At 65.4% G+C, this 20,819-nt stretch carries 25 protein-coding genes; 20 read left to right on the forward strand and 5 right to left on the reverse strand.

All coding sequences use genetic code 11. The features are described from left to right. Positions 1-112 precede the first annotated feature (112 nt). Complete coding sequence (locus tag AAFG50_RS05425) at positions 113-604, forward strand: hypothetical protein (RefSeq protein ID WP_028173830.1); 492 nt, start codon at positions 113-115, stop codon at positions 602-604. A 37-nt stretch (positions 605-641) separates the two neighbouring features. Here AAFG50_RS05425 and AAFG50_RS05430 read toward each other — a convergent pair whose 3' ends face one another. Beyond that, positions 642-1,622 carry a tripartite tricarboxylate transporter substrate binding protein gene (locus AAFG50_RS05430; RefSeq protein WP_028173831.1) on the reverse strand — a complete coding sequence of 327 codons (981 nt, stop codon included), beginning with the start codon at positions 1,620-1,622 and terminating at the stop codon, positions 642-644. A gap of 230 nt (positions 1,623-1,852) precedes the next feature. Between AAFG50_RS05430 and AAFG50_RS05435 the strand changes: the two genes are divergently transcribed. From AAFG50_RS05435 to AAFG50_RS05455, 5 genes are all read left to right on the forward strand, one after another. Then, a complete protein-coding gene (locus AAFG50_RS05435; protein WP_028173832.1) occupies positions 1,853-3,667 on the forward strand; it encodes a long-chain-acyl-CoA synthetase in 1,815 nt (604 codons plus the stop codon). Positions 3,668-4,030: 363 nt separating this feature from the next. Further along, a complete protein-coding gene (locus AAFG50_RS05440; protein ID WP_007597226.1) occupies positions 4,031-4,276 on the forward strand; it encodes an acyl carrier protein in 246 nt (81 codons plus the stop codon). Continuing rightward, complete coding sequence (locus AAFG50_RS05445; protein WP_028173833.1) at positions 4,263-5,645, forward strand: fatty acid--CoA ligase family protein; 1,383 nt, start codon at positions 4,263-4,265, stop codon at positions 5,643-5,645. Before AAFG50_RS05440 ends, AAFG50_RS05445 begins: the two co-directional genes overlap by 14 nt. After that, positions 5,638-6,360 (forward strand): SDR family NAD(P)-dependent oxidoreductase, encoded by a 723-nt coding sequence (locus AAFG50_RS05450; protein WP_028173834.1) that lies wholly within the window; start codon positions 5,638-5,640, stop codon positions 6,358-6,360. The genes AAFG50_RS05445 and AAFG50_RS05450 overlap by 8 nt, the downstream gene beginning before the upstream one ends. Before the next feature lie 128 nt (positions 6,361-6,488). Beyond that, positions 6,489-6,698 (forward strand): hypothetical protein, encoded by a 210-nt coding sequence (locus AAFG50_RS05455; protein ID WP_028173835.1) that lies wholly within the window; start codon positions 6,489-6,491, stop codon positions 6,696-6,698. Between the two features lie 4 nt (positions 6,699-6,702). On the opposite strand, the gene AAFG50_RS05460 is transcribed toward AAFG50_RS05455, so the two are convergent. Beyond that, the gene (locus AAFG50_RS05460; protein ID WP_028173836.1) at positions 6,703-7,089 is read right to left on the reverse strand and encodes a hypothetical protein; all 387 of its coding nucleotides are present in this window, start codon (positions 7,087-7,089) and stop codon (positions 6,703-6,705) included. A 220-nt stretch (positions 7,090-7,309) separates the two neighbouring features. On the opposite strand from AAFG50_RS05460, the gene AAFG50_RS05465 reads away from it, so the two are divergent. Continuing rightward, entirely contained in the window at positions 7,310-8,455 is a 1,146-nt protein-coding gene (locus tag AAFG50_RS05465; protein WP_028173837.1) for a DUF3095 domain-containing protein, read from the forward strand. Positions 8,456-8,459: 4 nt separating this feature from the next. Here AAFG50_RS05465 and AAFG50_RS05470 read toward each other — a convergent pair whose 3' ends face one another. From AAFG50_RS05470 to AAFG50_RS05480, 3 genes are all read right to left on the reverse strand, one after another. After that, entirely contained in the window at positions 8,460-8,894 is a 435-nt protein-coding gene (locus AAFG50_RS05470; RefSeq protein ID WP_028173838.1) for a DUF2147 domain-containing protein, read from the reverse strand. A 92-nt stretch (positions 8,895-8,986) separates the two neighbouring features. Beyond that, complete coding sequence (locus tag AAFG50_RS05475) at positions 8,987-10,372, reverse strand: MATE family efflux transporter (protein WP_028173839.1); 1,386 nt, start codon at positions 10,370-10,372, stop codon at positions 8,987-8,989. Between the two features lie 82 nt (positions 10,373-10,454). After that, on the reverse strand, positions 10,455-10,982 hold the full coding sequence (locus AAFG50_RS05480) for a GNAT family N-acetyltransferase (RefSeq protein WP_028173840.1): 528 nt from the start codon (positions 10,980-10,982) through the stop codon (positions 10,455-10,457). A 245-nt stretch (positions 10,983-11,227) separates the two neighbouring features. Between AAFG50_RS05480 and AAFG50_RS05485 the strand changes: the two genes are divergently transcribed. The 13 genes from AAFG50_RS05485 to AAFG50_RS05545 all read left to right on the forward strand — a co-directional run bounded on the left by AAFG50_RS05485 (position 11,228) and on the right by AAFG50_RS05545 (position 20,693). Then, positions 11,228-11,824 carry a superoxide dismutase gene (locus AAFG50_RS05485; protein ID WP_014491764.1) on the forward strand — a complete coding sequence of 199 codons (597 nt, stop codon included), beginning with the start codon at positions 11,228-11,230 and terminating at the stop codon, positions 11,822-11,824. Between the two features lie 245 nt (positions 11,825-12,069). Beyond that, positions 12,070-12,681, forward strand: coding sequence for a permease (locus tag AAFG50_RS05490; RefSeq protein WP_028173841.1), 612 nt, complete (start codon positions 12,070-12,072; stop codon positions 12,679-12,681). Further along, entirely contained in the window at positions 12,678-13,178 is a 501-nt protein-coding gene (locus AAFG50_RS05495) for a hypothetical protein (protein ID WP_008138982.1), read from the forward strand. The genes AAFG50_RS05490 and AAFG50_RS05495 overlap by 4 nt, the downstream gene beginning before the upstream one ends. Positions 13,179-13,221: 43 nt before the next feature. Then, positions 13,222-13,458: a hypothetical protein gene (locus AAFG50_RS05500; RefSeq protein ID WP_028173842.1), complete on the forward strand. Its 237-nt coding sequence runs from the start codon at positions 13,222-13,224 to the stop codon at positions 13,456-13,458. A 2-nt stretch (positions 13,459-13,460) separates the two neighbouring features. Then, positions 13,461-14,216: an ABC transporter ATP-binding protein gene (locus AAFG50_RS05505; RefSeq protein WP_028173843.1), complete on the forward strand. Its 756-nt coding sequence runs from the start codon at positions 13,461-13,463 to the stop codon at positions 14,214-14,216. Between the two features lie 6 nt (positions 14,217-14,222). Continuing rightward, on the forward strand, positions 14,223-15,092 hold the full coding sequence (locus AAFG50_RS05510) for a metal ABC transporter permease (RefSeq protein ID WP_011090495.1): 870 nt from the start codon (positions 14,223-14,225) through the stop codon (positions 15,090-15,092). A 5-nt stretch (positions 15,093-15,097) separates the two neighbouring features. Then, on the forward strand, positions 15,098-15,961 hold the full coding sequence (locus AAFG50_RS05515; RefSeq protein ID WP_342714152.1) for a zinc ABC transporter substrate-binding protein: 864 nt from the start codon (positions 15,098-15,100) through the stop codon (positions 15,959-15,961). A gap of 54 nt (positions 15,962-16,015) precedes the next feature. Then, positions 16,016-17,062, forward strand: a complete 1,047-nt coding sequence (locus AAFG50_RS05520) for a GTP-binding protein (protein ID WP_011090493.1) — start codon at positions 16,016-16,018, stop codon at positions 17,060-17,062. Next, positions 17,062-18,081: a WD40 repeat domain-containing protein gene (locus tag AAFG50_RS05525; protein WP_028173845.1), complete on the forward strand. Its 1,020-nt coding sequence runs from the start codon at positions 17,062-17,064 to the stop codon at positions 18,079-18,081. The genes AAFG50_RS05520 and AAFG50_RS05525 overlap by 1 nt, the downstream gene beginning before the upstream one ends. Before the next feature lie 30 nt (positions 18,082-18,111). After that, the gene (locus AAFG50_RS05530) at positions 18,112-18,828 is read left to right on the forward strand and encodes an MgtC/SapB family protein (protein ID WP_011090491.1); all 717 of its coding nucleotides are present in this window, start codon (positions 18,112-18,114) and stop codon (positions 18,826-18,828) included. A 4-nt stretch (positions 18,829-18,832) separates the two neighbouring features. Further along, positions 18,833-19,444 (forward strand): hypothetical protein, encoded by a 612-nt coding sequence (locus AAFG50_RS05535; RefSeq protein ID WP_053815142.1) that lies wholly within the window; start codon positions 18,833-18,835, stop codon positions 19,442-19,444. A 60-nt stretch (positions 19,445-19,504) separates the two neighbouring features. After that, the gene (locus AAFG50_RS05540) at positions 19,505-19,837 is read left to right on the forward strand and encodes a hypothetical protein (RefSeq protein WP_028173847.1); all 333 of its coding nucleotides are present in this window, start codon (positions 19,505-19,507) and stop codon (positions 19,835-19,837) included. Between the two features lie 115 nt (positions 19,838-19,952). After that, complete coding sequence (locus tag AAFG50_RS05545; RefSeq protein WP_028173848.1) at positions 19,953-20,693, forward strand: acetoacetate decarboxylase; 741 nt, start codon at positions 19,953-19,955, stop codon at positions 20,691-20,693. Positions 20,694-20,819 lie beyond the last annotated feature (126 nt).

Genomic DNA, 20,819 nt, shown 5'->3' on the forward strand with positions numbered 1-20,819 from the left:
CAGATCAACGCGCGGAATTGCAATCCTCGTCACCCTTGTCTCGAAGCTCGGCATCAGGAGCCCGGCATCACGCCGGCCTGTTAGATCGGGCGCTTGAGGCGAGGACATCTGCATGAACAAGCGCACCGTTATCACGCTCATCGGCGCGGCCTTTGGTTTGATCGCCGTTTCCCAGCCGGCCCGCGCGGACATGATCGCGCGTTACGAATGCAGCACCGCCGGTTTCTATAGCCAGGAGCCGATCGGCGACCGCCCCGACCACAATTTGGTGACTCAGGACTACGTCTGCGTCGGTGTCGATGGCCTGCTGAAAGGCGCGGTCTATTCCGCCTCCAATGCGGTGGAATGGGACGGCCCAAAAGCGATCATCGTATTCGGTGGTGGCGTGCACCGGATTCCCGGTGGACGTCTCGTCACGCAACTGATCGAAGGCTCCGCTCAGGCGGTCATGAAGGACGGCAAGCCCATTGGCGTCGAGTCCTCGGGCAAGGGGATCGTCAAATTCGGTTCGGGTCCGTTCGCCGGGTTGAGCGGCAAAAGCGTTAAGTTCGTCACCACTCCCGTCAATCCAATCCGGTTCAACCTCGAATTCGCGGCAGACTGACGCCGCTGCGGAGGCGTGGCTTGCACCTCGGGAAACGCTATTCCTTCTTGATCCCCGACAGCTCGACCACCTTGCGCCAGCGCTCGGTCTCCGCCGTCAGCATGCCGCCGAACTCGCCGGCATTGCCGTGCAGCGGGATCGCGCCGAGTTCGGCGATGCGGACCTTGATCTCGGCGTCGGAGAGCGCGGTGTCGATCTCGCGATTGAGAAGATCGACGATCTCGCGCGGCGTGTCGTGCGGGGCGCCGACGCCGTAGAATGAGCTCGTCTCGTAGCCGGGCAGCGTCTCCGCGATCGGCGGCACGTCCGGCAGGATCTCCGAACGCTCGCGCGTGGTGACGCCGAGCGCGCGCAGCTTTCCGGCGCGCACCAGCTCGAAGGACGAGGTGACGTTGTCGAACATGCCCTGGATCTGGCCGCTCATCACGTCGGTCAGGCCCGGCGCCGAGCCGCGATAGGGGACGTGGGTGAACCGCACGCCGGCCAGCGACTTGAACAGCTCGCCGGACAGATGCAGCGAGGTGCCGATGCCGGAGGAAGCGATCGACATCTGGCCGGGATTGGCCTTGGCGTAGGCGATGAAGTCGGCGACGGTCTTCACCGGCAGGTCGTTGTTGACGACCAGCACCAGCGGAATCCGCGCGACACCCGCGATCGGCGCGATGCTCTTGGCGAAATCATACGGCAGCGAAGGATCGAACGAGGCGTTGATCGCGTTCGCGGTCGAGGTCAGCAGCAGCGTGTAGCCGTCAGGGGCGGACGTGATGACCGCCTGCGTCCCGATATTGCTGCCGGCGCCCGGCTTGTTCTCGACGACGAAGGTCTGGCCGAGCCGGTCGGACAGGCGCTGGCAGAGCAGCCGCGACAGCACGTCGGTGGCGCCGCCCGGGGCATAAGGCACCACCCATTTCACGCTGCGCGATGGATAGGAGGGGTTGCCGATCGCAAAGGCGCGCGGCGCTACGAGCGCAGCGACGGCACAGGCGGCGGTGTGGAGGAAATGTCGCTTGGTGATCATGGTCGTCTCCAATTCCCCTGTCCCCGCAGCCGAGGCGAGGACACGCGCAGCGCGCCCAAATGACTCGTCTTGGTATCGCAAGAATTGCGCTGCGGCGCACGCCGATCCCACCGGCTTGGTAAAGGATGACTAGAGTTAATCGCGCACTAACCGGCTTTTACCTTGTCTCTTAACACCTGGGCAGGGCGCGCGGGCTAAGCTTGGGGAACCAGCAGACACGTTCCGAAAGTATGAACGGCATGACCACCGGCGTCATCGAGCAACCGAAGGCCGCGCGCGCGCCATCGGCGTCAAAGATCTGGCTGAAGGCGATCGAGCTGACCGCGCGGATCGAGACGCTGCCGGGCCGGCTGTTTGCCGACGTCGTCGACGATTGGGCGCAGCGTCAGCCCGACCGCGTCGCGCTGATCACGGATGACGCAGCGCTCGACTACGAAGGTTTGTCGAAACGCATCAACCGCTATGCGCGCTGGGCGCGCTCGGTCGGTGTGAGCAAGGGCGAAACTGTCGGCCTGATCATGCCGAACGGCCTCGACTACGTTGCCGCCTGGCTCGGCATCAGCCGGATCGGCGGTGTGGTCGCACTGATCAATACAAAGCTTGTCGGGCAATCGCTCGCGCATTGCCTCGATGTCGCGAGGCCCCTGCACATCATCGTCGCGCACGACCTGGTGGAGACGCTGGAGAGTGCGAAGCCACATCTGAAGACCGAGGCCGAGGTCTGGACCCATGGCGATGCCCGCAGCGAGCGGGCCATCGACGTCGCGCTTGCCGCGCTCGACGACGGCCCGCTTTGTCCCGGAGAGCACGGCGACGTCACCATCGATGATCGCGCGCTGCTGATCTACACGTCCGGCACGACAGGCCTGCCCAAGGCCGCCAGCATCAGCCATCGCCGCATCCTCAATTGGGGCTTTTGGTTCGCCGGCCTCACCGGCGCCGGCCCACAGGACCGGCTCTACGATTGTCTGCCGCTGTTCCACTCGGTCGGCGGCATCGTCGCGCCGTGCAGCATGCTGGCCGCCGGCGGCTCGGTGGTGATCGCGGACAAGTTCTCGGCGTCGAATTTCTGGTCCGACATCGTGCGGCACGACTGCACGCTGTTCCAGTATATCGGCGAGCTCTGCCGCTATCTGCTCAAGGCGCCGCCGTCGGAATACGAGAACCGCCATCGGCTGCGGCTCGTCTGCGGCAACGGCCTGCGCGGCGACATCTGGGAGGACTTTCAGACCCGCTTCGCCATTCCTCGCATCCTCGAATTCTATGCGGCGACCGAAGGCAATTTCTCGCTGTTCAACGTCGAGGGCCAGCCCGGCGCGATCGGCCGCATCCCGCCGCTGCTCGCGCATCGTTTCCCCGCGAGCCTCGTCAAGCTCGACCCTGACAGCGGCGCGCCGTTGCGCAATGAAGAGGGTCTTTGCATCGCCTCCGCCCGCGGCGAGGCGGGCGAGGCCATCGGCCGCATCGGCACGGCGGACCAGGGCGGCGGCCGCTTCGAGGGCTACACGGACGCCGGGGAGACCGAGAAGAAGATCCTGCGTGACGTCTTCGCCAGGGGCGATGCCTGGTTCCGCACCGGCGATCTGATGCGGCTCGACGACAAGGGCTTCTTCCATTTCGTCGATCGCATCGGCGACACCTTTCGCTGGAAGGGCGAGAACGTCGCGACCTCGGAGGTCAACGACGCCGTGCGCGATTTTACCGGCGTCATCGACGCCACCACTTACGGCGTCAGCATCCCTGGCACCGACGGCCGCGCCGGCATGAGCGCAATCGTCGTGAACGAGGGATTTGACGTCGCGGCATTGCCCGCGCATCTCGCACAGCGCCTGCCGGCCTACGCCCGCCCGGTCTTCATCCGCATCTCGCGCGAGCTCGATGCGACCGAGACGTTCAAGCAGAAGAAGGGCGAGCTCGCGCGCGAGGGATTCGACCCCGGCGCGATCTCCGAGCCGCTGTTCATGGCGGAGCCGAAATCCGGCGACTATGTCGCACTGACTTCCGAGGCTTATGCGCAAATCGTCGACGGTGCGATCAGGTTCTAAACGGATAAACGAGAATCGCCGCCACGAACTCCCTGCGTTCCCTCCCCCCCTTGTGGGGGAGGGTTAGGGAGGGGGTAGCCCAGCAAAAGGTGTCTGAGAGTTCGCAAGCTGCCTGGAAGCGATGGAGGGAGTCCCCGTGTGGCCCCCCTCCCTGCCCCTCCCCCACAAGGGGGGAGGGAATGAGAGAGTAGTGCTCACCTCACTTTGAACTCACGGCAAAATCCGCCAGATAGGTCCAATTTTATCTGAATTGTCCAAGAAGCCATTTACTTCTGTCGGGTAAGCAGACGGCCATGGGGAGGCGGTCATCAAGAGCCGCCGCAAGACATACGATCGATCAACAAAGCAAGAGGCAAGCCAGCCATGTCGGTAAGGTCCAAGGTCATTGAAGCGATCCAGCAGATCGCCAAGGAACAGCACGTCGCGCTTCCCGCGCTCTCGGATGATCTGTCCCTGCACGAGACGGGTTTCGACTCGCTCGCCTTCGCGATCCTTGTCGCTCGGCTCGAGGACGAGACCGGTGTCGATCCGTTCACCATTTCCGAGGACGCAGCGTTCCCCGCCACGGTCGGCGATTTCGTGCGGGCCTACGAAAATGTCCCCGCGTGAGATCTTTGCGCTTCGCGATCATCTCGGCGCGGAGCTGAAGGGCCGTACGCTGTCGGATGCGCACGATGTCGTGTCGCTGACCGACATCCTGTCGCAGACGGTCCTGGGCGGCCGCCTGCGCGAGCTGTCCGGCCGCGCGGTGCTGCTCAAATTGTCCGACCAGCTCCGGTCGGGCCTTGCCATGATCGAGCTCGACGGCATCGCCCGCCGCATGCTGCTGTGTCCGCCCGATCTCAATCCGGCGTATCTGGACGCGCTGATCGCGGATGCCGGGATCGATGCCGTCGTCACCGACGAGCCCGATCGCTGGGCTGAGACCGGCGTGCCGCTGGTCGTCACCGCACAATTGCCGCTTCAAGCCACCGCGCCCGCGCAGACCGAGCGCGTCACCGAATGGCTGATGCTGACCTCGGGCACGTCAGGCGTGCCGAAGATCGCCGGCCATACGCTGGAAGCGCTGACCGGCGCGATCGTCGCCGAAGGCCCCGCGCGCGGACCGGCGCCGGTGTGGGCGACGTTCTACGACATTCGCCGCTATGGCGGCCTCCAGATCTTCCTCCGCGCCATCCTCTCCGGCGGCTCCATGGTGCTGTCGGATCCGCATGAGGCCCTCGCCGATCACGTCGCGCGGCTGAACGCGCGCGCGGTCTCCCACATCTCCGGCACGCCCTCGCACTGGCGCAAGCTTCTGATGAGCGGCTCGGCCGCGCAATTCGCGCCGGCTTACGTCCGTCTCTCCGGCGAGATCGCCGACCAGGCGGTGCTCGACGGCCTGAAGGCGGCATTCCCGAATTCCTCGGTCGGCCATGCCTACGCCTCGACCGAGGCCGGTGTCGGCTTCGCCGTGAATGACGGGCTCGAAGGCTTTCCGGCCGACTATCTCGGCAACCGCAACGGCGTCGAGATGAAGGTCGTGGACGGCTCGCTGCGCATCCGCTCGATGCGCACCGCACATGCCTATATCGGCCGCGACGCCGCCGCACTCACCGATGATGACGGATTTGTCGACAGCGGCGATATTGTCGAGCTGCGCGGCGACCGCTATTATTTCGTCGGCCGCCGCGGCGGCATCATCAATATCGGTGGGCTGAAGGTCCACCCCGAGGAGATCGAGGCTGTCATCAATCGCCATTCCGACGTCCGGATGTCGCGGGCCAAGTCGCGGAAGAGTCCGATCACCGGCGGCATCGTGGTCGCCGACGTGATCCTCGCCGACGGCACCGACCAGGCGCGCGCGAAGGAGATTCGCGACCAGATCCTGGATCAATGCCGCGCGCAGCTCGCTTCCCACAAGGTGCCGGCGGTGATCCGCTTCGTCGAGACGCTCGACGTCACCCCGGCCGGCAAACTGGCGCGCACCGATGCATAATGTCCTCGTCACCGGCGGCAGCCGCGGTATCGGCCTTGCGATCGGCAAGCGTCTGGCTGGCACCGGCTACAACGTGATTGCCGCAGCGCGGCGCGAGAGCGACGAGCTCAGGGCCGCCATTGGCGAGTCCGAGGGCCGTCTGCATTTCCGAGCCTGCGATCTCGCGGTGATCGACGCGATTCCCGCTTTCGCAAAGCTCGTGCGCGACGAATTCGGCCCGATCTACGGCCTCGTCAACAATGCCGGCCTCGGCACCGAAGGCCTGCTCGCGACCATGCACAATTCCGAGATCGAGGCGCTGGTGCAGCTCAACGTGCTGTCGCCGATCATTCTCACCAAATATGTCGCACGGCAGATGATGGCCGATGGTGCCGGCCGCATCATCAACATCTCCTCGATCATCGCGACGACCGGCTATAACGGCCTGTCCGTCTATGGCGCGACCAAGGCGGCCGCCACCGGCTTTACCCGCTCGCTCGCACGTGAAGTCGGCAAGCTCGGCATCACCGTGAACGCGATTGCGCCTGGTTTCATCGACACCGAGCTGACTCACAATCTCTCCGACGAAGGACGCAAACGCATCGCGGGCCGAAGTGCATTGCGCCGGCTGCCGGAGACGGAAGACGTCGCACGGATGGTGGAATATCTGCTCGGCGATGGCGGCCGCAACGTCACGGGCACCGTGTTCACGGTCGACGCCGGGAACACGGCGTAAGGCGGAACTTCACCGCCACAATTGCATTGATTCGGCGCAATGACATTCGACCGGATTTGGTCGTAAGATGCCCCCGCAATCGATTGGGTTACGTCAATCGATCTGCCCCAATCGACAGGGAGCAGTGCATGACCATGCGAAACATGACCGCTTCAAATCAGGGCCGGACGGAGCAATCGCGCGCGAAGCCGGACGACGTCCGTTGTCCGCCGATGACGCACCAGAATTCCGGCGATCACGGTCACGAGATGTACCCGCAGCAATTCGTGCGCTTGGTCGGCTGCCATGACGCGTCTCACGACGCCTTGCGCAACCGTGAGGATGAGAAGCTGCACTAGTCGCTCACGTCCGAGGCTTAGGCAGGTCAATCCGTTCGTGTGAGAATTCCGGCGGCCCTTCGGTGAGGCGGCGGATGCGACGCTCGCGTTCGTCCTCCGGCAATGCGGGATCGAGCAGTCCCTCGATCTCATGCACCGCGAGCTCCTCGAGCCTGGTCGCGTCCGAGACGACCGTGGACCCCGATGCCGGTGTGGGAGGCGCGATCCTCAGGCCGAACTCGACCAGCTTGCAGATCGCATCCGAGCGCGACAGTTGATGGGCCTCCGCCCAGGCATCGACAGTGGCGGTCAGCAGCTCCGGCATTTTCACCGCACTGATCGCGTCCAGCCCCGTGCGTCGGCGTACCGGCGAGGTGGAGTCCTTGCTACCAAAATCAGACACCCCGATCATCCCGCGCAACCATTTCAGATGGCTCAACCGTAAACGTCATTTTCGGCCGGCTGTTTGATGCTGATCAATGACAAGCTGCGGCATTGCGGCGCGGTGCGATCTTGTTGTCCGCCGCCATTTCGGCCAATGATCGGGACTTCGAGGGGGCGCCAGCCGGCGAACCCGGATCGGTCCTGCCACGTACTTCTCCTGGACGCGTCCAACCATTCGGCATCATCCGATGACATCAGGCGAATCCTTCTATGGCGGCATCCCCGTCTTCCGCGGCTTCACCAGCCTGATGGACCCCGCGCTCTATGCGTCGCTGCCGGATGACTGGAGCATCGGTGTCGCCGACATCGTCGATTCCACCAAGGCGATCGCGGCGCAGCGCTACAAGGCGGTCAACATGGCCGGCGCTGCCGTGATCGCGGCGGTGACCAATGCGCTTGAGGGACGGGAATTCCCCTTCGTGTTCGGCGGTGACGGCGCGAGCTTTGCGGTCGCGCCCGGCGATCTCGATCGCGCCCGGGACGCGCTGGCTGCGACCGCGACCTGGGTACGGGAGGATCTCGATCTGACGATGCGTGTTGCGCTGGTGCCGGTGAGTGCGATCCGGGCGCAAGGTCTCGACGTGCGCGTCGCGCGCTTCGGTCCGTCGGCGAACCTGTCCTATGCGATGTTCTCCGGCGGCGGGCTCGCCTGGGCCGACGCCGCGATGAAGCGCGGCGAGTTCGCCGTCGCTGAGGCGCCGGCCGGCACGCAGCCGGATCTGTCCGGCCTGTCCTGCCGCTTCGAGGTGATTCCGGCCTCGCGCGGCCTGATCCTGTCGGTTCTGGTGATGCCGGCACGCGGCGCGGACCCGCCGGCGTTCCGCAAGGTGATCGAGGACATCATCCACCTCGTCGAACGCAGCCCGGACGGCGCCCGCCCGGTGCCGCCACAGGGGCCGCCGCTGAAATGGCCGCCGCAGGGGCTGGACTACGAAGCCCGCACCAAGCGCGGCGGCCCGCTGCTCGCGCGCCGCGCCGGCGTGCTGGCCTACACGCTGTTCGCCTATCTGATCATGCGCTTCGACATCAAGGTCGGCGGTTTCGTGCCCAACCTCTACAAACGTCAGGTGGTCGAGAACTCGGACTTCAGGAAATATGACGACGGCCTGCGCATGATCCTCGACTGTACACCCGAGCTCGAACGCACCCTCAGCGATCGTCTCGCGGCTGCCGCGCGCGAGGGCGTCGTGCGCTACGGCCTCTACCCGCAGGACGCCGCGATGATGACCTGCTTCACGCCGTCGGCGCTGCGCAGCGACCACGTGCACTTCATCGACGGCGCGCGGGGCGGCTACGCCTCGGCGGCGACGGCGCTGAAGGCGATGATGGCTTGAAGCGCTAGCGTCCCGCGCGCGTCCAGGTTTCGCCCCCGCAAAGCGCGCCGACGCAGCCTTCGACCCGCAGCGAGTCTGCACCCGTGACCGAGACGCTGCTCGCATAGGTGCTGCCGTCGTCGGCATTGTAGATCTGGCCCGACCATTTGTTCGGGCCGGACGGCTGCATGCCGCTGAACAACGGCAGGCCGATCATCGGCCGTCTCGCCAGCGCGGGATTGGGATTCTTGCTGTCGGTGGCGGGCTGGCCGGTCGCGGTGTCCATGGGTTCGCGCAGCCAGATGATAACGCCGCAGAGGCCGCCGCCGCACTTGCTGATCTTGACGCGGGCGTCACCGGCCTGTGTGAGCCAGGTCCCGTCGGCGCTCTGCGCCTGGGCGGCAGTCGCGCCAAGCAGCGCAGCCAGAAGGACGATGAGAGTAGCGAATCTGGAAATCATGGAGGGGCCCCGAAGTGGAGCGCCTCCATAGCAGCCCAGCAGGATAGTGCAACGCTGGATGGAATCACATTCCCGCGCTTATTTGCCTGCGCTCATTTGCCCCAGCGCGCGAAAGCGACGGAGGCCGCGGTAGACAGTCCGAACACCACCATCGCGCCGCCGACCAGCGCGAACAAGGTCCAGGCCGGCGCTTGCGCCATTATGAGGACGCCGCCGCCGATCGCGACGATCAGAAGCCGCGCGGTGGAGGCCAGCACCGGTCCGCCGACGCGCGCGGCGCCCTGCGAGGAGAAGTACAGCGACACGCCCATGCCGAAGAACGCGAAGGCCGGGCCGGCCCAGTGGAAATAGCTGTGCGCGGCGGCGGTGACGCCGGGGTCGGCCGTGAAGAGCGAGGCCCACAACGCGGGATCGAGCGCAATGACGAGTCCGATCAGGCCGACGGTGAGGGCGGACGCCGCGGCTGCGGTCCAGGCCACGCGCCGTGCGCGCTTCACATGCCCGGCGCCGATCGCCATGCCGACCATCGGCACCGAGGCGATGCCGAAGGCGAAGGTGATCGGGATCAGCAGAAATTCCAGCCGCGAGCCGATGCCGTAACCGGCCAGCATCTCGGTGCCGAACGTCGCCAGGATCCTGGTGAAGATCAGAATGGTGAGCACGGTCTGCAGCGGCGAGAGGCAGGCGACCGCGCCCACCTTGAGGATGTCCAGGGACATCGCGCGCTCAAAATGAAACGCGCGGAAATCCAGCGGCAGCCGGCTGCGGCCTGACAAGAGATACCAGAGGAAGAAGACCGCGGCGCAGGTGAATGCGATCAACTGGCCGGCGGCGACGCCCGGCATGCCGAATTGCTTCACGCCGAACAGGCCGAGCCCCAGCGTGCCGCCGAGCGCGATCTGGAGCACGCTTGCCCCGATCAGTGTCATCGAGGGCAGGCGCATGTCGCCGGTGCCGCGGATCACCGAGGCCAGCGTGTTGACGAGCCAGATCGCGACCGCGCCGGAGAACAGCACCTGCGAATAACCGCTGGCTTCCTCGAGCACGCGCTCGCGGCCGCCGAGCAGCGTGAAGAACGAGCGGCCGAAGACCAGCATCGTTACCGTGAAGAACAGCCCGCCGCAGAGGCCGATGATGGCGGCATGCAGCGCCAGCGTCGCGGCGCGGTCGCGATCCCCGGCGCCGAGCGCGCGGCTGATCGCGGATGAGACGCCGCCGCCCATCGCGCCCGCGCTCATCATCTGCGTCAGCATCGCGAACGGGAACACCAGCGCGATCGCCGCGAGCGGGATGGTGCCGAGCCGGCCGATATAGGAGGTCTCGGCGATCGCGACCAGCGTGCTGCCGACCATCGCGATCATGTTGGGGATCGCGAGCCGCAGCAGCGTCGGCAGGATCGGCGCCGTCAGCAGGCTGGCGATGGGGGAGGCGACCGGTGCACGCGGCGGGGCGGCGTCTATGGGGGCGTCGATCGTCATGTCCACGGTGCGGAATATTGGATGATGACCGACATATTACAGGGCGTGGCTCTCTGGCACCAGCCCTCCGGTCACGCAGGGCTCACCAGGGCAAGCCGCATAGGTCGATGGTGCCCAGCGTCGGCGCGCGGACGATGTTGAAGACGTACGGCGCCATGTAGTCGAAGCGGATCCGCCCCTCCGGCTGCTCGCAATAGACCTCGCCCTTGAAGGGCAGCCAGCTGCGGGATTCGTAGAACGCAAAATTGTGCGGCTCGCAGAACAGCAGCGCGAAGCGGACCGCCTCGTTGGCGCGCATGGTGTGCACCGCCGCGTCGATAGCCATGGTGGCGTAGCCGCGACCGCGCCGGTCCTCGCGCGTGCAGACGCCGCCGATGCCGCCGGCGTGAACCTTCTGCCCGTTCCAGGTGACGGTGCGAAAGTAGACGCCGACGTGGCAGACGAGGCCGTCCTCGGGCGTCTCGAGCAGCACGCGAAGATGGGCGTTGTCCCATTTGACGTGAGCCCAGGGCTTGTCCGCGACCACATGCGGTCCCCAGACCGCCTGATGCAGCGGCTCGGCGATCGGCCACGAGGCGTCGCCGTTCAAGATGTCGATCTCGATGGTCATGGCTTCGTCCTTCGCAGCTCCGCTTCGTGGCGCATTCGTTCTGTCATAAGCGCTTCAAAGGCAACGATATTTTATGGCGAACCGCACGGCTGATGACCAGCGCGTGCTGCGACGATTTTATGCAATCCAGCCAAGCGGCACCCATCACGCGTTTTCGCAAATTCTGAGGTATTTAACGGCCGCGGAACCTTCTATAAGGGATGACCGTTAGAACACGTTCCCCACCCAGTTGCGGACAAGAACCCATGACCTTTACGCTGCCCCCTCTCCCTTACGCCTATGACGCCCTCGGCCAGTTCATGTCGAAGGAGACGCTCGAATTCCACCACGACAAGCATCATCAGGCCTACGTCACCAACGGCAACAACGCGCTCAAGGGCACCGAATGGGAAGGCAAGTCCCTTGAGGAGATCGTCAAGGGCTCGTTCGGCAAGAACCCCGCGGTGTTCAACAATGCCGGCCAGCACTACAACCACATCCACTTCTGGAGCTGGATGAAGCCCAATGGCGGCGGCACCAAGCTGCCCGGCAAGCTCGAGAAGAAGATCAACGAGGACCTCGGCGGCTTCGAGAAGTTCAAGACCGACTTCCAGGCGGCCGGCGTCGGCCAGTTCGGCTCCGGCTGGTGCTGGCTCCAGGTCAAGAACGGCAAGCTCGAGATCTCCAAGACCCCGAACGGCGAGAATCCGCTGGTGCACGGCGCCACCCCGATCCTCGGCTGCGACGTCTGGGAGCACTCCTACTACATCGACTATCGCAACCGCCGTCCGGACTATCTCAAGGCGTTCGTCGAGAACCTCGTGAACTGGGAATACGTCGAGTCCCTGTTCGACAAGGCGTAAGGCTTTACTCCGTCATTCCGGGGCGATGCGTAGCATCGAACCCGGAATCTCGAGATTCCGGGTTCGGCTTCGCCGCCCCGGAATGACAGACAAGGCGGTCGCATGCGCGGCCGCCTTTTTGCTGTGCGGAATTGATTGAACCAGTCCTGCGTCATGCGCGCATCGGTCTGTGATCGTACCGTTTGCATCGCATGGACGGCGCCCTTAATCAGGACGGGCATCACCATCGAGCCGCCCCACACCCGTTGTCAGACCCTTCCCCGAAAGACCCGGCGCCTGCCGAGGACGCGGAGTCCGAGCCGCGGCCGGGCCGTGTGCGCAAGCCGATCGGCTGGTCGACGATCATCATCGCGGCCCTGGTGGCGGTCAGCGCGGCGCTGGTGTGGCGGCGTGACGGCACCGACGGCGTTCTCGACATTCTCACCCACGACCTCTCGCTGTTCGGCGGCATCCTGCCGCGCGTGCTGGCCGGCTGCCTGCTCGGCGCCTTCATCTCCGAGATCCTGCCGCACGAAAAAGTCTCGCGCTCGCTCGGGCCGCAATCCGGCCTGAAGGGCCTTCTGATCGGCACCGCCTTTGGCGCGATCCTGCCGGGCGGTCCTTTCACCGCCTATCCCGTGGCGAGCGCGCTGCTGGCGGTCGGCGCCGATTTCGGCGCCACCATCGCCATGGTCGTGAGCTGGACCCTGATCGGCTACGGCCGGGCGGTCGCCTGGGAAATCCCGATCATGGGCACCGATTTCACGCTGTGGCGGATCGTCATCTCGCTGCCGCTGCCGGTGCTCGCAGGCGGCCTCGGCCGCTTCGTCTATGTCCGGCTCTATCCGAAGCGTGACAGCGATGAGGAGGCGAGTTGAGCGCGGCGCTCCTCATCGACATCCTGCTATGGGGCTCGGTCTTCGGCGTCGGCCTGATCGCTTTCCGTCGCGGCCCGCCGGTGTTCAAGGCCTCGCTGCGCGAAGGCTCGATGGACTTCATCAACATCGTGCCGCGGATCGCGTTGGGGGTGATCGGCTCAGGCTACATCGCCGCCATCATCCCCCAGGAAGTGATCACCGGCTGGCTTGGCCCCGACAGCGGCTGGCTTGGGGTCGCGACCGCCGTGGTCGCCGGCGCCGCCACGCCCGGCGGCCCCGTGATCGGCTTCTCCATCGGGACCGTGGCGCTGAAGTCGGGCGGCGGGGTGCCGCAAGTGGTCGCCTATGTCGTCGCCTGGGCGCTGTTTGCCTTCCAGCGGGTGATTTTGTGGGAAATCCCGTTCATGCCGGCCCGTTTCGTCTGGTTCCGCTGCGCCGTTTCGGTGCCGTTCCCGTTCGTGGCGGCCGCCATCGCGATGGTGATCGGCAAGCCCTGAGCCCGGCGTGGACAGGCATAATGTTATAATATAACGTCCAGACATGGTTCCCGCCGCGTCCCACGCCCACCATCACGACCATGCCCACGGCCATTCTCATGGCGACGCGCATTCGCACGGGCACGACCACACCCATGCCCACGTCCATGACGCGACCTCGCCGCATCCGGCCCAGGCGGCGCCCTGGTCGATCCTGCGCATGACCATGGCGGGCCGCCTCTCGGCCGCCGTTGCCGTCTGCGCCGTGCTCTGGGGCATCGTCTTTCTGGCAATGAGGTGACGATGGCGGCGCTGCATTTCCACAACGTCACGCTGGGCTACGACCGGCATCCGGCCGTGCACCATCTCAACGGCGAGGTTGCGCCGGGTGCGCTGGTCGCCGTGATCGGCCCGAACGGCGCCGGCAAGTCGACCCTGCTGCGCGGCATCGTCGGCATCCTCAGGCCGCTCGACGGCAGCATCCATCTCGGCGGGCTCGACTCCCGCGATATCGCCTATCTGCCGCAGAGCGCGGAGATCGACCGCAGCTTCCCCATCTCGGTGTTCGACTTCGTCGGCACCGGCCTGTGGCGCGGCACCGGCCTGTTCGGCGGAATCGGCAAAGCCGCGCGCGAAAAAATCCTCCGCGCGATCGGCGCCGTTGGGCTGAATGGCTTCGAGAACCGCCCGATCGGCACGCTCTCCGGCGGTCAGATGCAGCGCGTGCTGTTCGCGCGCGTGTTGCTCCAGGACGCGCGGTTGATCGTGCTCGACGAGCCCTTCAACGCCATCGACAGCAAGACCACGACTGACCTGCTCGCGCTGGTGAAGCGCTGGCACGGCGAGGGCCGCACGGTGCTCGCCGCGCTGCATGACATGGAGATGGTGCGCAGCCATTTCACCGAGACCCTGGTGCTGGCGCGCGGCCCTGTGGCATGGGGCCCGACGGCGGAGGTGCTGACGCCGGAGAACCTCATGGTCGCGATGCGGATGTGCGAGGCGTTCGACGACAGCGCCGCGGCCTGCGCGGCCGACGATGCCCGCTCGCGGGCGGCGTGACCGCAAATGCTCCATGACGCGCTGATCGGTCCGTTCACCGAATTCGAGTTCATGCGGCGCGCGCTTGCCGCCGTGATCGCGCTGTCGCTCGCGGGCGCGCCGATCGGCGTATTCCTGATGCTGCGGCGGATGAGCCTCGTCGGCGATGCCATGGCGCATGCGATCCTGCCGGGCGCGGCGGTCGGCTTCCTGCTCTCCGGTCTCAATCTGTTTGCAATGACGGCCGGCGGCCTGTTCGCGGGCTTTGCGGTCGCGATCCTCGCCGGTGTGGTCGCGCGCTCGACCGGGCTGAAGGAGGACGCGTCGCTCGCGACCTTCTACCTGGCCTCGCTGGCGCTGGGGGTGACCATCGTCTCGATCAAGGGCACCAATATCGACCTGCTGCACGTGCTGTTCGGCAACATCCTCGCGATGGACGACCAGACGCTGCTGGTGGTCGCCTTCAACGCCACGGTGACGCTGCTGGTGCTCGCCGTGATCTACCGCCCGCTGGTGATCGAGAGTGTCGATCCGCTGTTCCTGCGCACTGTCAGCCGGGCCGGGGGGCCTGCGCATCTCGCTTTCCTCGCGCTCGTCGTGATCAACCTCGTCAACGGCTTTCAGGCGCTCGGCACGCTGCTCGCGGTGGGGCTGATGATCCTGCCGGCCGGCATCGCGCGGTTCTGGTCGCGCGATCTCACGGCGATGATCTGCATCGCGGTCGTCGCTGCCGCGGTCTCGGGCTATGCCGGCCTCGTGCTGTCGTTCCAGACCCGCGTGCCGTCGGGCCCCGCGATCATTCTGGTCGCGACCGTGCTCTACATCGTCTCGGTGCTGTTCGGCCGGGTCGGCGGCATCGTCCGGCAGTTGTTTCCCGGCCGGCATCTGGAAGCGTGACGGCGATGCGCTTCCTTCTGCTCCTTGCATTGCTGCTGACCGCCTCGCCGCTGCATGCCGCGGAACGGCTCAACGTCGTCACGAGCTTCTCGATCCTCGGCGACTTCGTCCGCAACGTCGGCGGCGACCGGGTCAGCGTCACCACGCTGGTCGGCCCCGACAGCGACGTCCATGTCTACACTCCGGCGCCAAGCGATGCGAAGCGGATCGCGGACGCAAAGTTCGTTGTCGTCAATGGGCTCGGCCTCGAGGGCTGGCTGCCGCGCCTCGTGCAATCCTCCGGCAGCAAGGCAACGGTCGTCACCGCCAGCGCCGGCATCGCGCCCCTGAAGCTTGGCTCGGCTGCCGATCCGCATGCCTGGCAGTCCGTCCCCAACGCCAAGGTTTACGTGACGGATATCGCCGACGCGCTGGCCGCGGCCGATCCCGAGGACGCGGAGTTCTTCCGCGCCCAGGCCAAGGCCTATCTGGAAAAGCTCGAAACGCTCGACCGCGAGGTGCGCGAGGCCGTTGCGAAAATTCCGCCCGAGCGGCGCAAGGTGATCTCCACCCATGACGCCTTCGGCTATTTCGCCGCCGAATACGGTATCCAGTTCATCGCGCCGCTCGGCGTCTCCACCGAAACCGAGCCGAGCGCGCGGGACATCGCCGCCATCATCGGCCAGATCAAAGGCCAGAAGATCCCGGCGGTATTCTTGGAGAATATCAGCGACGACCGCCTGATCCGGCGGATCGCGGCCGAGACCGGGGCAAAGGTCGGCGGGACCTTGATTTCGGACGGTTTGACGGGTGAAAAGGGGTCCGCACCCACTTACATTGACATGGTCAGGCACAATATAAAGGCCCTGACCAGCGCGCTTGACCACTAGGGCAGGGGCCACCCCGCCTCGCGTCGCGCGAAAGAGCCCGACCCCGGAGTAGTTATGTCTGAAGCGACCTCCCAGAAAATTCCCGTGACCGTCCTGACCGGCTATCTCGGCGCCGGCAAGACAACGCTTTTGAACCGCATCCTTTCGGAAAACCACGGCAAGAAATACGCCGTCATCGTCAACGAGTTCGGCGAGATAGGCATCGACAACGACCTCATCATCGGTGCCGATGAGGAAGTGTTCGAGATGAACAATGGCTGCATCTGCTGCACCGTGCGCGGCGACCTCGTGCGCATCATGGACGGGCTGATGAAGCGCAAGGGCAAGTTCGACGCCATCATCGTCGAGACCACCGGCCTTGCCGATCCGGCGCCGGTGGCCCAGACCTTCTTTGTCGACGAGGACGTGCAGAAGAACGCGCGCCTCGACGCGGTGGTGACGGTTGCCGACGCCAAATGGCTGTCCGACCGTCTGAAGGACGCGCCCGAGGCCAAGAACCAGATCGCCTTTGCCGACGTCATCGTGCTGAACAAGACCGACCTCGTCACCAAGGGTGAGCTCGCCGAGGTCGAGGCCCGCATCCGCGCCATCAACCCCTATGCGAAACTCCACCGCACCGAGCGCTGCTCGGTGGCGCTGGCCGACGTGCTCGACCGCGGCGCGTTCGACCTCGACCGCATCCTCGACATCGAGCCGGACTTTTTGGAGGCCGACGATCATGACCACGACCATGATCATCACCACCACGGCCACGACCATCATCACCACGATCACGGCCACGGCCTGAAGCACTATCACGACGAGGACATGCAATCGCTGTCGCTCAAGACCGACAAGCCGCTCGATCCGAACATGTTCATGCCCTGGCTCCAGAACCTGGTGCAGGTCGAGGGCGGCAAGATCCTGCGCTCCAAGGGCATACTCGCCTTCCACGACGACGATGACCGCTACGTCTTCCAGGGCGTCCATATGATGCTGGAGGGTAACCACCAGCGGAAATGGAAGGACGGCGAGCCGCGCGAGAGCCGCCTCGTCTTCATCGGCCGCGAATTGCCGGAAGAGGCCATCCGCAAGGGTTTTGAGAGCTGCATCGTCTCGTGATGAAAGAGTTTACGCCCGCCCCCGATTCCGCTTCGATCGTCTCCGTCACCGACCGCGTCAAGCCGGTCGCGCTCGGCATGGGCGTGACGTCGGTGCATTTCCTCGGTGACCGCGCCGCCTTCGTCGGCGGCGAGGAGAACGTCGCGTTCGTCGATAGCCAGGGCGAGATCACCACCGTCGCCGTCCACGGCGGCGGCATTCTCTCGACCGCGTCCGACGGCAAGCGCCTCGTCATGGGCGGCGACGACGGCAAGGTCGTGTCGCTCGATGCCAAGGGCGAGGTGACGTTGCTCGCCACCGACCCCAAGCGCCGCTGGATCGACGCGGTGGCGCTGCACGCGGACGGGGCCTTCGCCTGGTCCGCCGGCAAGACGGCGACCGTCAAGAGCGGCAAGAACGAGGAAAAGTCGCTCGAGGTGCCCTCGACCGTCGGCGGCCTTGCGTTCGCGCCGAAGGGCCTGCGGCTCGCGATTGCGCATTACAACGGCGCGACGCTGTGGTTTCCGAACATGGCGGCATCGGCCGAATTCCTGCCCTGGGCCGGCTCGCATCACGCGGTGACCTTCAGCCCGGACAACAAATTCCTGGTCACCGCGATGCACGAACCGGCGCTGCACGGCTGGCGGCTCGCCGACAACCGCCACATGCGCATGACCGGCTATCCCGGCCGCGTTCGCTCGATGTCCTGGAGCGCGGGCGGCAAGGCGCTTGCGACCTCGGGCGCCGATACCGTCATCCTGTGGCCGTTCGGCAGCAAGGATGGCCCGATGGGCAAGGAGCCCGCGATGCTCGCGCCGCTTCAGGCGCGCGTCTCGGTCGTCGCCTGCCATCCCAAGAACGACATCCTCGCCGCGGGTTACAGCGACGGCACCGTGCTGATGGTGCGGCTGGAGGACGGCGCCGAGATCCTGGTCCGCCGCAATGGCACACCGCCGGTGGCGGCGCTCGCCTGGAACGTCAAGGGCACGCTGCTGGCGTTTGCGGATGAAAATGGGGACGGCGGCCTGCTGGAGCTTTGATCTGTCATCGTTCCGGCCGTATAGGGGGCCATGCGGTTTCTGACGACGTTCCAGATTGCTGATTTCGCCGACACGCTGGTCAGCCTGTTCACGGCCTTCGTGCTGGGCACGCTGATCGGCGCCGAGCGGCAGTATCGCCAGCGCACCGCGGGCCTGCGCACCAACGTGCTGGTCGCGGTGGGTGCGGCCGCCTTCGTCGATCTCGCCATGCACCTGACCGGGGCCGACGGCGCGGTGCGCGTGATCTCCTACGTCGTCTCCGGCATCGGCTTCCTCGGCGCCGGCGTTATCATGAAGCAGGGCATGGACGTGCGCGGGCTCAACACCGCGGCGACGCTGTGGGCCTCGGCCGCGGTCGGCTCCTGCGCCGGCGCCGACATGGTCGCGCAGGCGGCCGCGCTGACCGTGTTCGTCATCGCCGGCAACACCATGCTGCGCCCGCTGGTCAACGCCATCAACCGCATTCCGCTGAATGAGAAGACTTCGGAGGCGACCTACTATTTCAAGCTCGCGGTGGCGGCGGATGCCTTGCCCGACATGCGCGACCGGCTGGTCGAGAAGCTCGAGGGCGCAAAATATCCGGTGGCCGATATCGACGTGGTCGAGACCGGGGACGATCTGATCGAGATCGTCGCAAAGCTGGTCGCGACCGCGGTCGATCCGAACGAGCTGAACGCGGTGGCGACCGATCTTCAGCACCTGCCGGGCGTGCGCCACGCCACCTGGGAAGTCAGCACAACGGACTGAGGGCATGGCCGAACAGGCTCGCGGACTGTTTATGCGATTGTGCCGCCTAGCAATCCTGCGGATTGCGCTCTCGTCAGTTGTGCCGTTCATCGCTCCGGCGCATGCCGACAGAATCGGCTATGAGGGCGTCGTCGATATCTCGGCTGAGGCGGGGACGCTTCGCGCCGAACATCATCACGATTGGGGCTATAGTAGCGAAAAATCACGCTGGAAGATGATCTCTTCGACAAGAAACCCCTTCACCGCGGACAATGACTATTCCTATCTGCGCTTGCACGACACCACGACCGGTACAGAGTTATTTCGCCGCCCCGTTCCGGCACTGACATACATCTGGATTTCGCCCAATCTGAAATACGTTGTCGGGCTTTCGCACATCATGCTTTGGAATCCGTGCCAACTCGTTGTTTTTTCCAAGTCGGGCGATCGCTTGCTTGAACGGGACATGGTCAGCGCGGATTGGCCGGGAGTAAGATGGAGCGCGTCAAATTGGATTTACTGGTACAAAGAGCCCGCGCCGAAGATCGCCATCGCTGACGACGGGACTAACGCCACGCTCACAATCGAAGATCCGCTTGGGGTTCCCCGTCAGTTTCAGTTCCCGGCGGCTCGCTAGCCGCGGCGGAACCGGTGCGCTCCAATTTCGTTGATCCCGCGGACAAAGGCGGTGATCGACATGCCCGGCCAATATGACAAGCGCAGACTGAAAATCGACCTGATGATCGCCTGTTCGCTGTTTGCAGCCGGCGTCGTGGTGTCAGGCCTGTCGCTGGCGCAAATCCGCGCCGAGAGCCGGATGCAGACGGCGCAGGCGACAGGGCCGCTCCAGGGCACGCCGTCCGACGATCAGAGCAAGACTCCGGCTGAATCAAAGCCCGGCGGAGACCGGCCGACCACACCGGCGCCCGAGCCCGCGCGCCCCGATCCGCAGACGCAAGGCGCAGCCACCAAGCCGGCACTGCCGGCGGCGCCCGCGGAGAAGATCGCGCCGCCGATCAGGGAGAAGTAGCCCGACGGCCGGCATATTGTGACGCGCATTTGACGACCGATGCTAATTATACGATCTCGCATCGGCAGGCGGCCCGATCCATAATCCGTCACGCCAACGACAGATGGGGCCTCCCATGAAGATCGAAGACGTCCGCCGCACCGCTTATTCGATGCCGCTCACCAATCCGGCATTTCCGCCGGGGCCATATCGCTTCTTCGACCGCGAATATTTCATCATCACCTACAGGACCGATCCCGAAGCCCTCGCCACCATCGTGCCCGAGCCGCTTGAGGTGGCGGAGCCGTTGGTGAAATACGAATTCATTCGCATGCCAGACTCGACCGGATTCGGCGACTACACCGAAACCGGGCAGGTGATCCCGGTCCGCTTCAAGGGCGAGGAGGGCGGCTACACCCACGCGATGTATCTGGACGACGAGGCCCCGATCGCCGGCGGCCGCGAGTTGTGGGGCTTTCCGAAGAAGCTCGCGAGGCCCAAGATCGAGGTCGAGAGCGACGTCCTGGTCGGCTCGCTGCATTACGGCTCGGTACTCTGCGCTTCGGCCACGATGGGTTACAAGCACCGCAAGGTCGACCACGACACGGTGCTGAAGTCGATGGCGTCGCCGAACTTCATCCTGAAGATCATCCCGCATGTCGACGGCAGCCCGCGGATCTGCGAGCTGGTGCGCTTTCATCTCGATGACGTCGTGCTGAAGGAAGCGTGGACTGGCCCTGCCGCACTCGGCCTGTTTCCCCACGCACTCTGCGACGTCGCCCGCCTGCCGGTGCGCGAGGTGATCTCGGCGCTGCATTTCAAAGCGGACCTGACGCTTGGGCTCGGCAGCGTGGCGTTCGATTACATGGCCAAGTAACGAACGTCATTCCGGGGCATCGCGCCAGCGATGAACTATGGTGCGCACTCGCGCACCTGAGAATCTCTTGCTAGGAACTTCGAGATCCCGGGTCTGCGCGCCTGGCGCGCATCCCGGGATGACCCC

Origin of the sequence: Bradyrhizobium sp. B039 (assembly GCF_038965675.1) — a bacterium.
GTDB lineage: Bacteria > Pseudomonadota > Alphaproteobacteria > Rhizobiales > Xanthobacteraceae > Bradyrhizobium > Bradyrhizobium diazoefficiens.

Bases quoted from the DNA above. Each gene is read 5' to 3' on its own strand.
- AAFG50_RS05425 (WP_028173830.1), top strand. From the start codon at position 113: ATGAACAAGCGCACCGTTATCACGCTCATCGGCGCGGCCTTTGGTTTG.
- AAFG50_RS05430 (WP_028173831.1), bottom strand. From the start codon at position 1,622: ATGATCACCAAGCGACATTTCCTCCACACCGCCGCCTGTGCCGTCGCT.
- AAFG50_RS05435 (WP_028173832.1), top strand. From the start codon at position 1,853: ATGAACGGCATGACCACCGGCGTCATCGAGCAACCGAAGGCCGCGCGC.
- AAFG50_RS05440 (WP_007597226.1), top strand. From the start codon at position 4,031: ATGTCGGTAAGGTCCAAGGTCATTGAAGCGATCCAGCAGATCGCCAAG.
- AAFG50_RS05445 (WP_028173833.1), top strand. From the start codon at position 4,263: ATGTCCCCGCGTGAGATCTTTGCGCTTCGCGATCATCTCGGCGCGGAG.
- AAFG50_RS05450 (WP_028173834.1), top strand. From the start codon at position 5,638: ATGCATAATGTCCTCGTCACCGGCGGCAGCCGCGGTATCGGCCTTGCG.
- AAFG50_RS05455 (WP_028173835.1), top strand. From the start codon at position 6,489: ATGACCATGCGAAACATGACCGCTTCAAATCAGGGCCGGACGGAGCAA.
- AAFG50_RS05460 (WP_028173836.1), bottom strand. From the start codon at position 7,089: ATGATCGGGGTGTCTGATTTTGGTAGCAAGGACTCCACCTCGCCGGTA.
- AAFG50_RS05465 (WP_028173837.1), top strand. From the start codon at position 7,310: ATGACATCAGGCGAATCCTTCTATGGCGGCATCCCCGTCTTCCGCGGC.
- AAFG50_RS05470 (WP_028173838.1), bottom strand. From the start codon at position 8,894: ATGATTTCCAGATTCGCTACTCTCATCGTCCTTCTGGCTGCGCTGCTT.
- AAFG50_RS05475 (WP_028173839.1), bottom strand. From the start codon at position 10,372: ATGACGATCGACGCCCCCATAGACGCCGCCCCGCCGCGTGCACCGGTC.
- AAFG50_RS05480 (WP_028173840.1), bottom strand. From the start codon at position 10,982: ATGACCATCGAGATCGACATCTTGAACGGCGACGCCTCGTGGCCGATC.
- AAFG50_RS05485 (WP_014491764.1), top strand. From the start codon at position 11,228: ATGACCTTTACGCTGCCCCCTCTCCCTTACGCCTATGACGCCCTCGGC.
- AAFG50_RS05500 (WP_028173842.1), top strand. From the start codon at position 13,222: ATGGTTCCCGCCGCGTCCCACGCCCACCATCACGACCATGCCCACGGC.
- AAFG50_RS05505 (WP_028173843.1), top strand. From the start codon at position 13,461: ATGGCGGCGCTGCATTTCCACAACGTCACGCTGGGCTACGACCGGCAT.
- AAFG50_RS05510 (WP_011090495.1), top strand. From the start codon at position 14,223: ATGCTCCATGACGCGCTGATCGGTCCGTTCACCGAATTCGAGTTCATG.
- AAFG50_RS05515 (WP_342714152.1), top strand. From the start codon at position 15,098: ATGCGCTTCCTTCTGCTCCTTGCATTGCTGCTGACCGCCTCGCCGCTG.
- AAFG50_RS05520 (WP_011090493.1), top strand. From the start codon at position 16,016: ATGTCTGAAGCGACCTCCCAGAAAATTCCCGTGACCGTCCTGACCGGC.
- AAFG50_RS05525 (WP_028173845.1), top strand. From the start codon at position 17,062: ATGAAAGAGTTTACGCCCGCCCCCGATTCCGCTTCGATCGTCTCCGTC.
- AAFG50_RS05530 (WP_011090491.1), top strand. From the start codon at position 18,112: ATGCGGTTTCTGACGACGTTCCAGATTGCTGATTTCGCCGACACGCTG.
- AAFG50_RS05535 (WP_053815142.1), top strand. From the start codon at position 18,833: ATGGCCGAACAGGCTCGCGGACTGTTTATGCGATTGTGCCGCCTAGCA.
- AAFG50_RS05540 (WP_028173847.1), top strand. From the start codon at position 19,505: ATGCCCGGCCAATATGACAAGCGCAGACTGAAAATCGACCTGATGATC.
- AAFG50_RS05545 (WP_028173848.1), top strand. From the start codon at position 19,953: ATGAAGATCGAAGACGTCCGCCGCACCGCTTATTCGATGCCGCTCACC.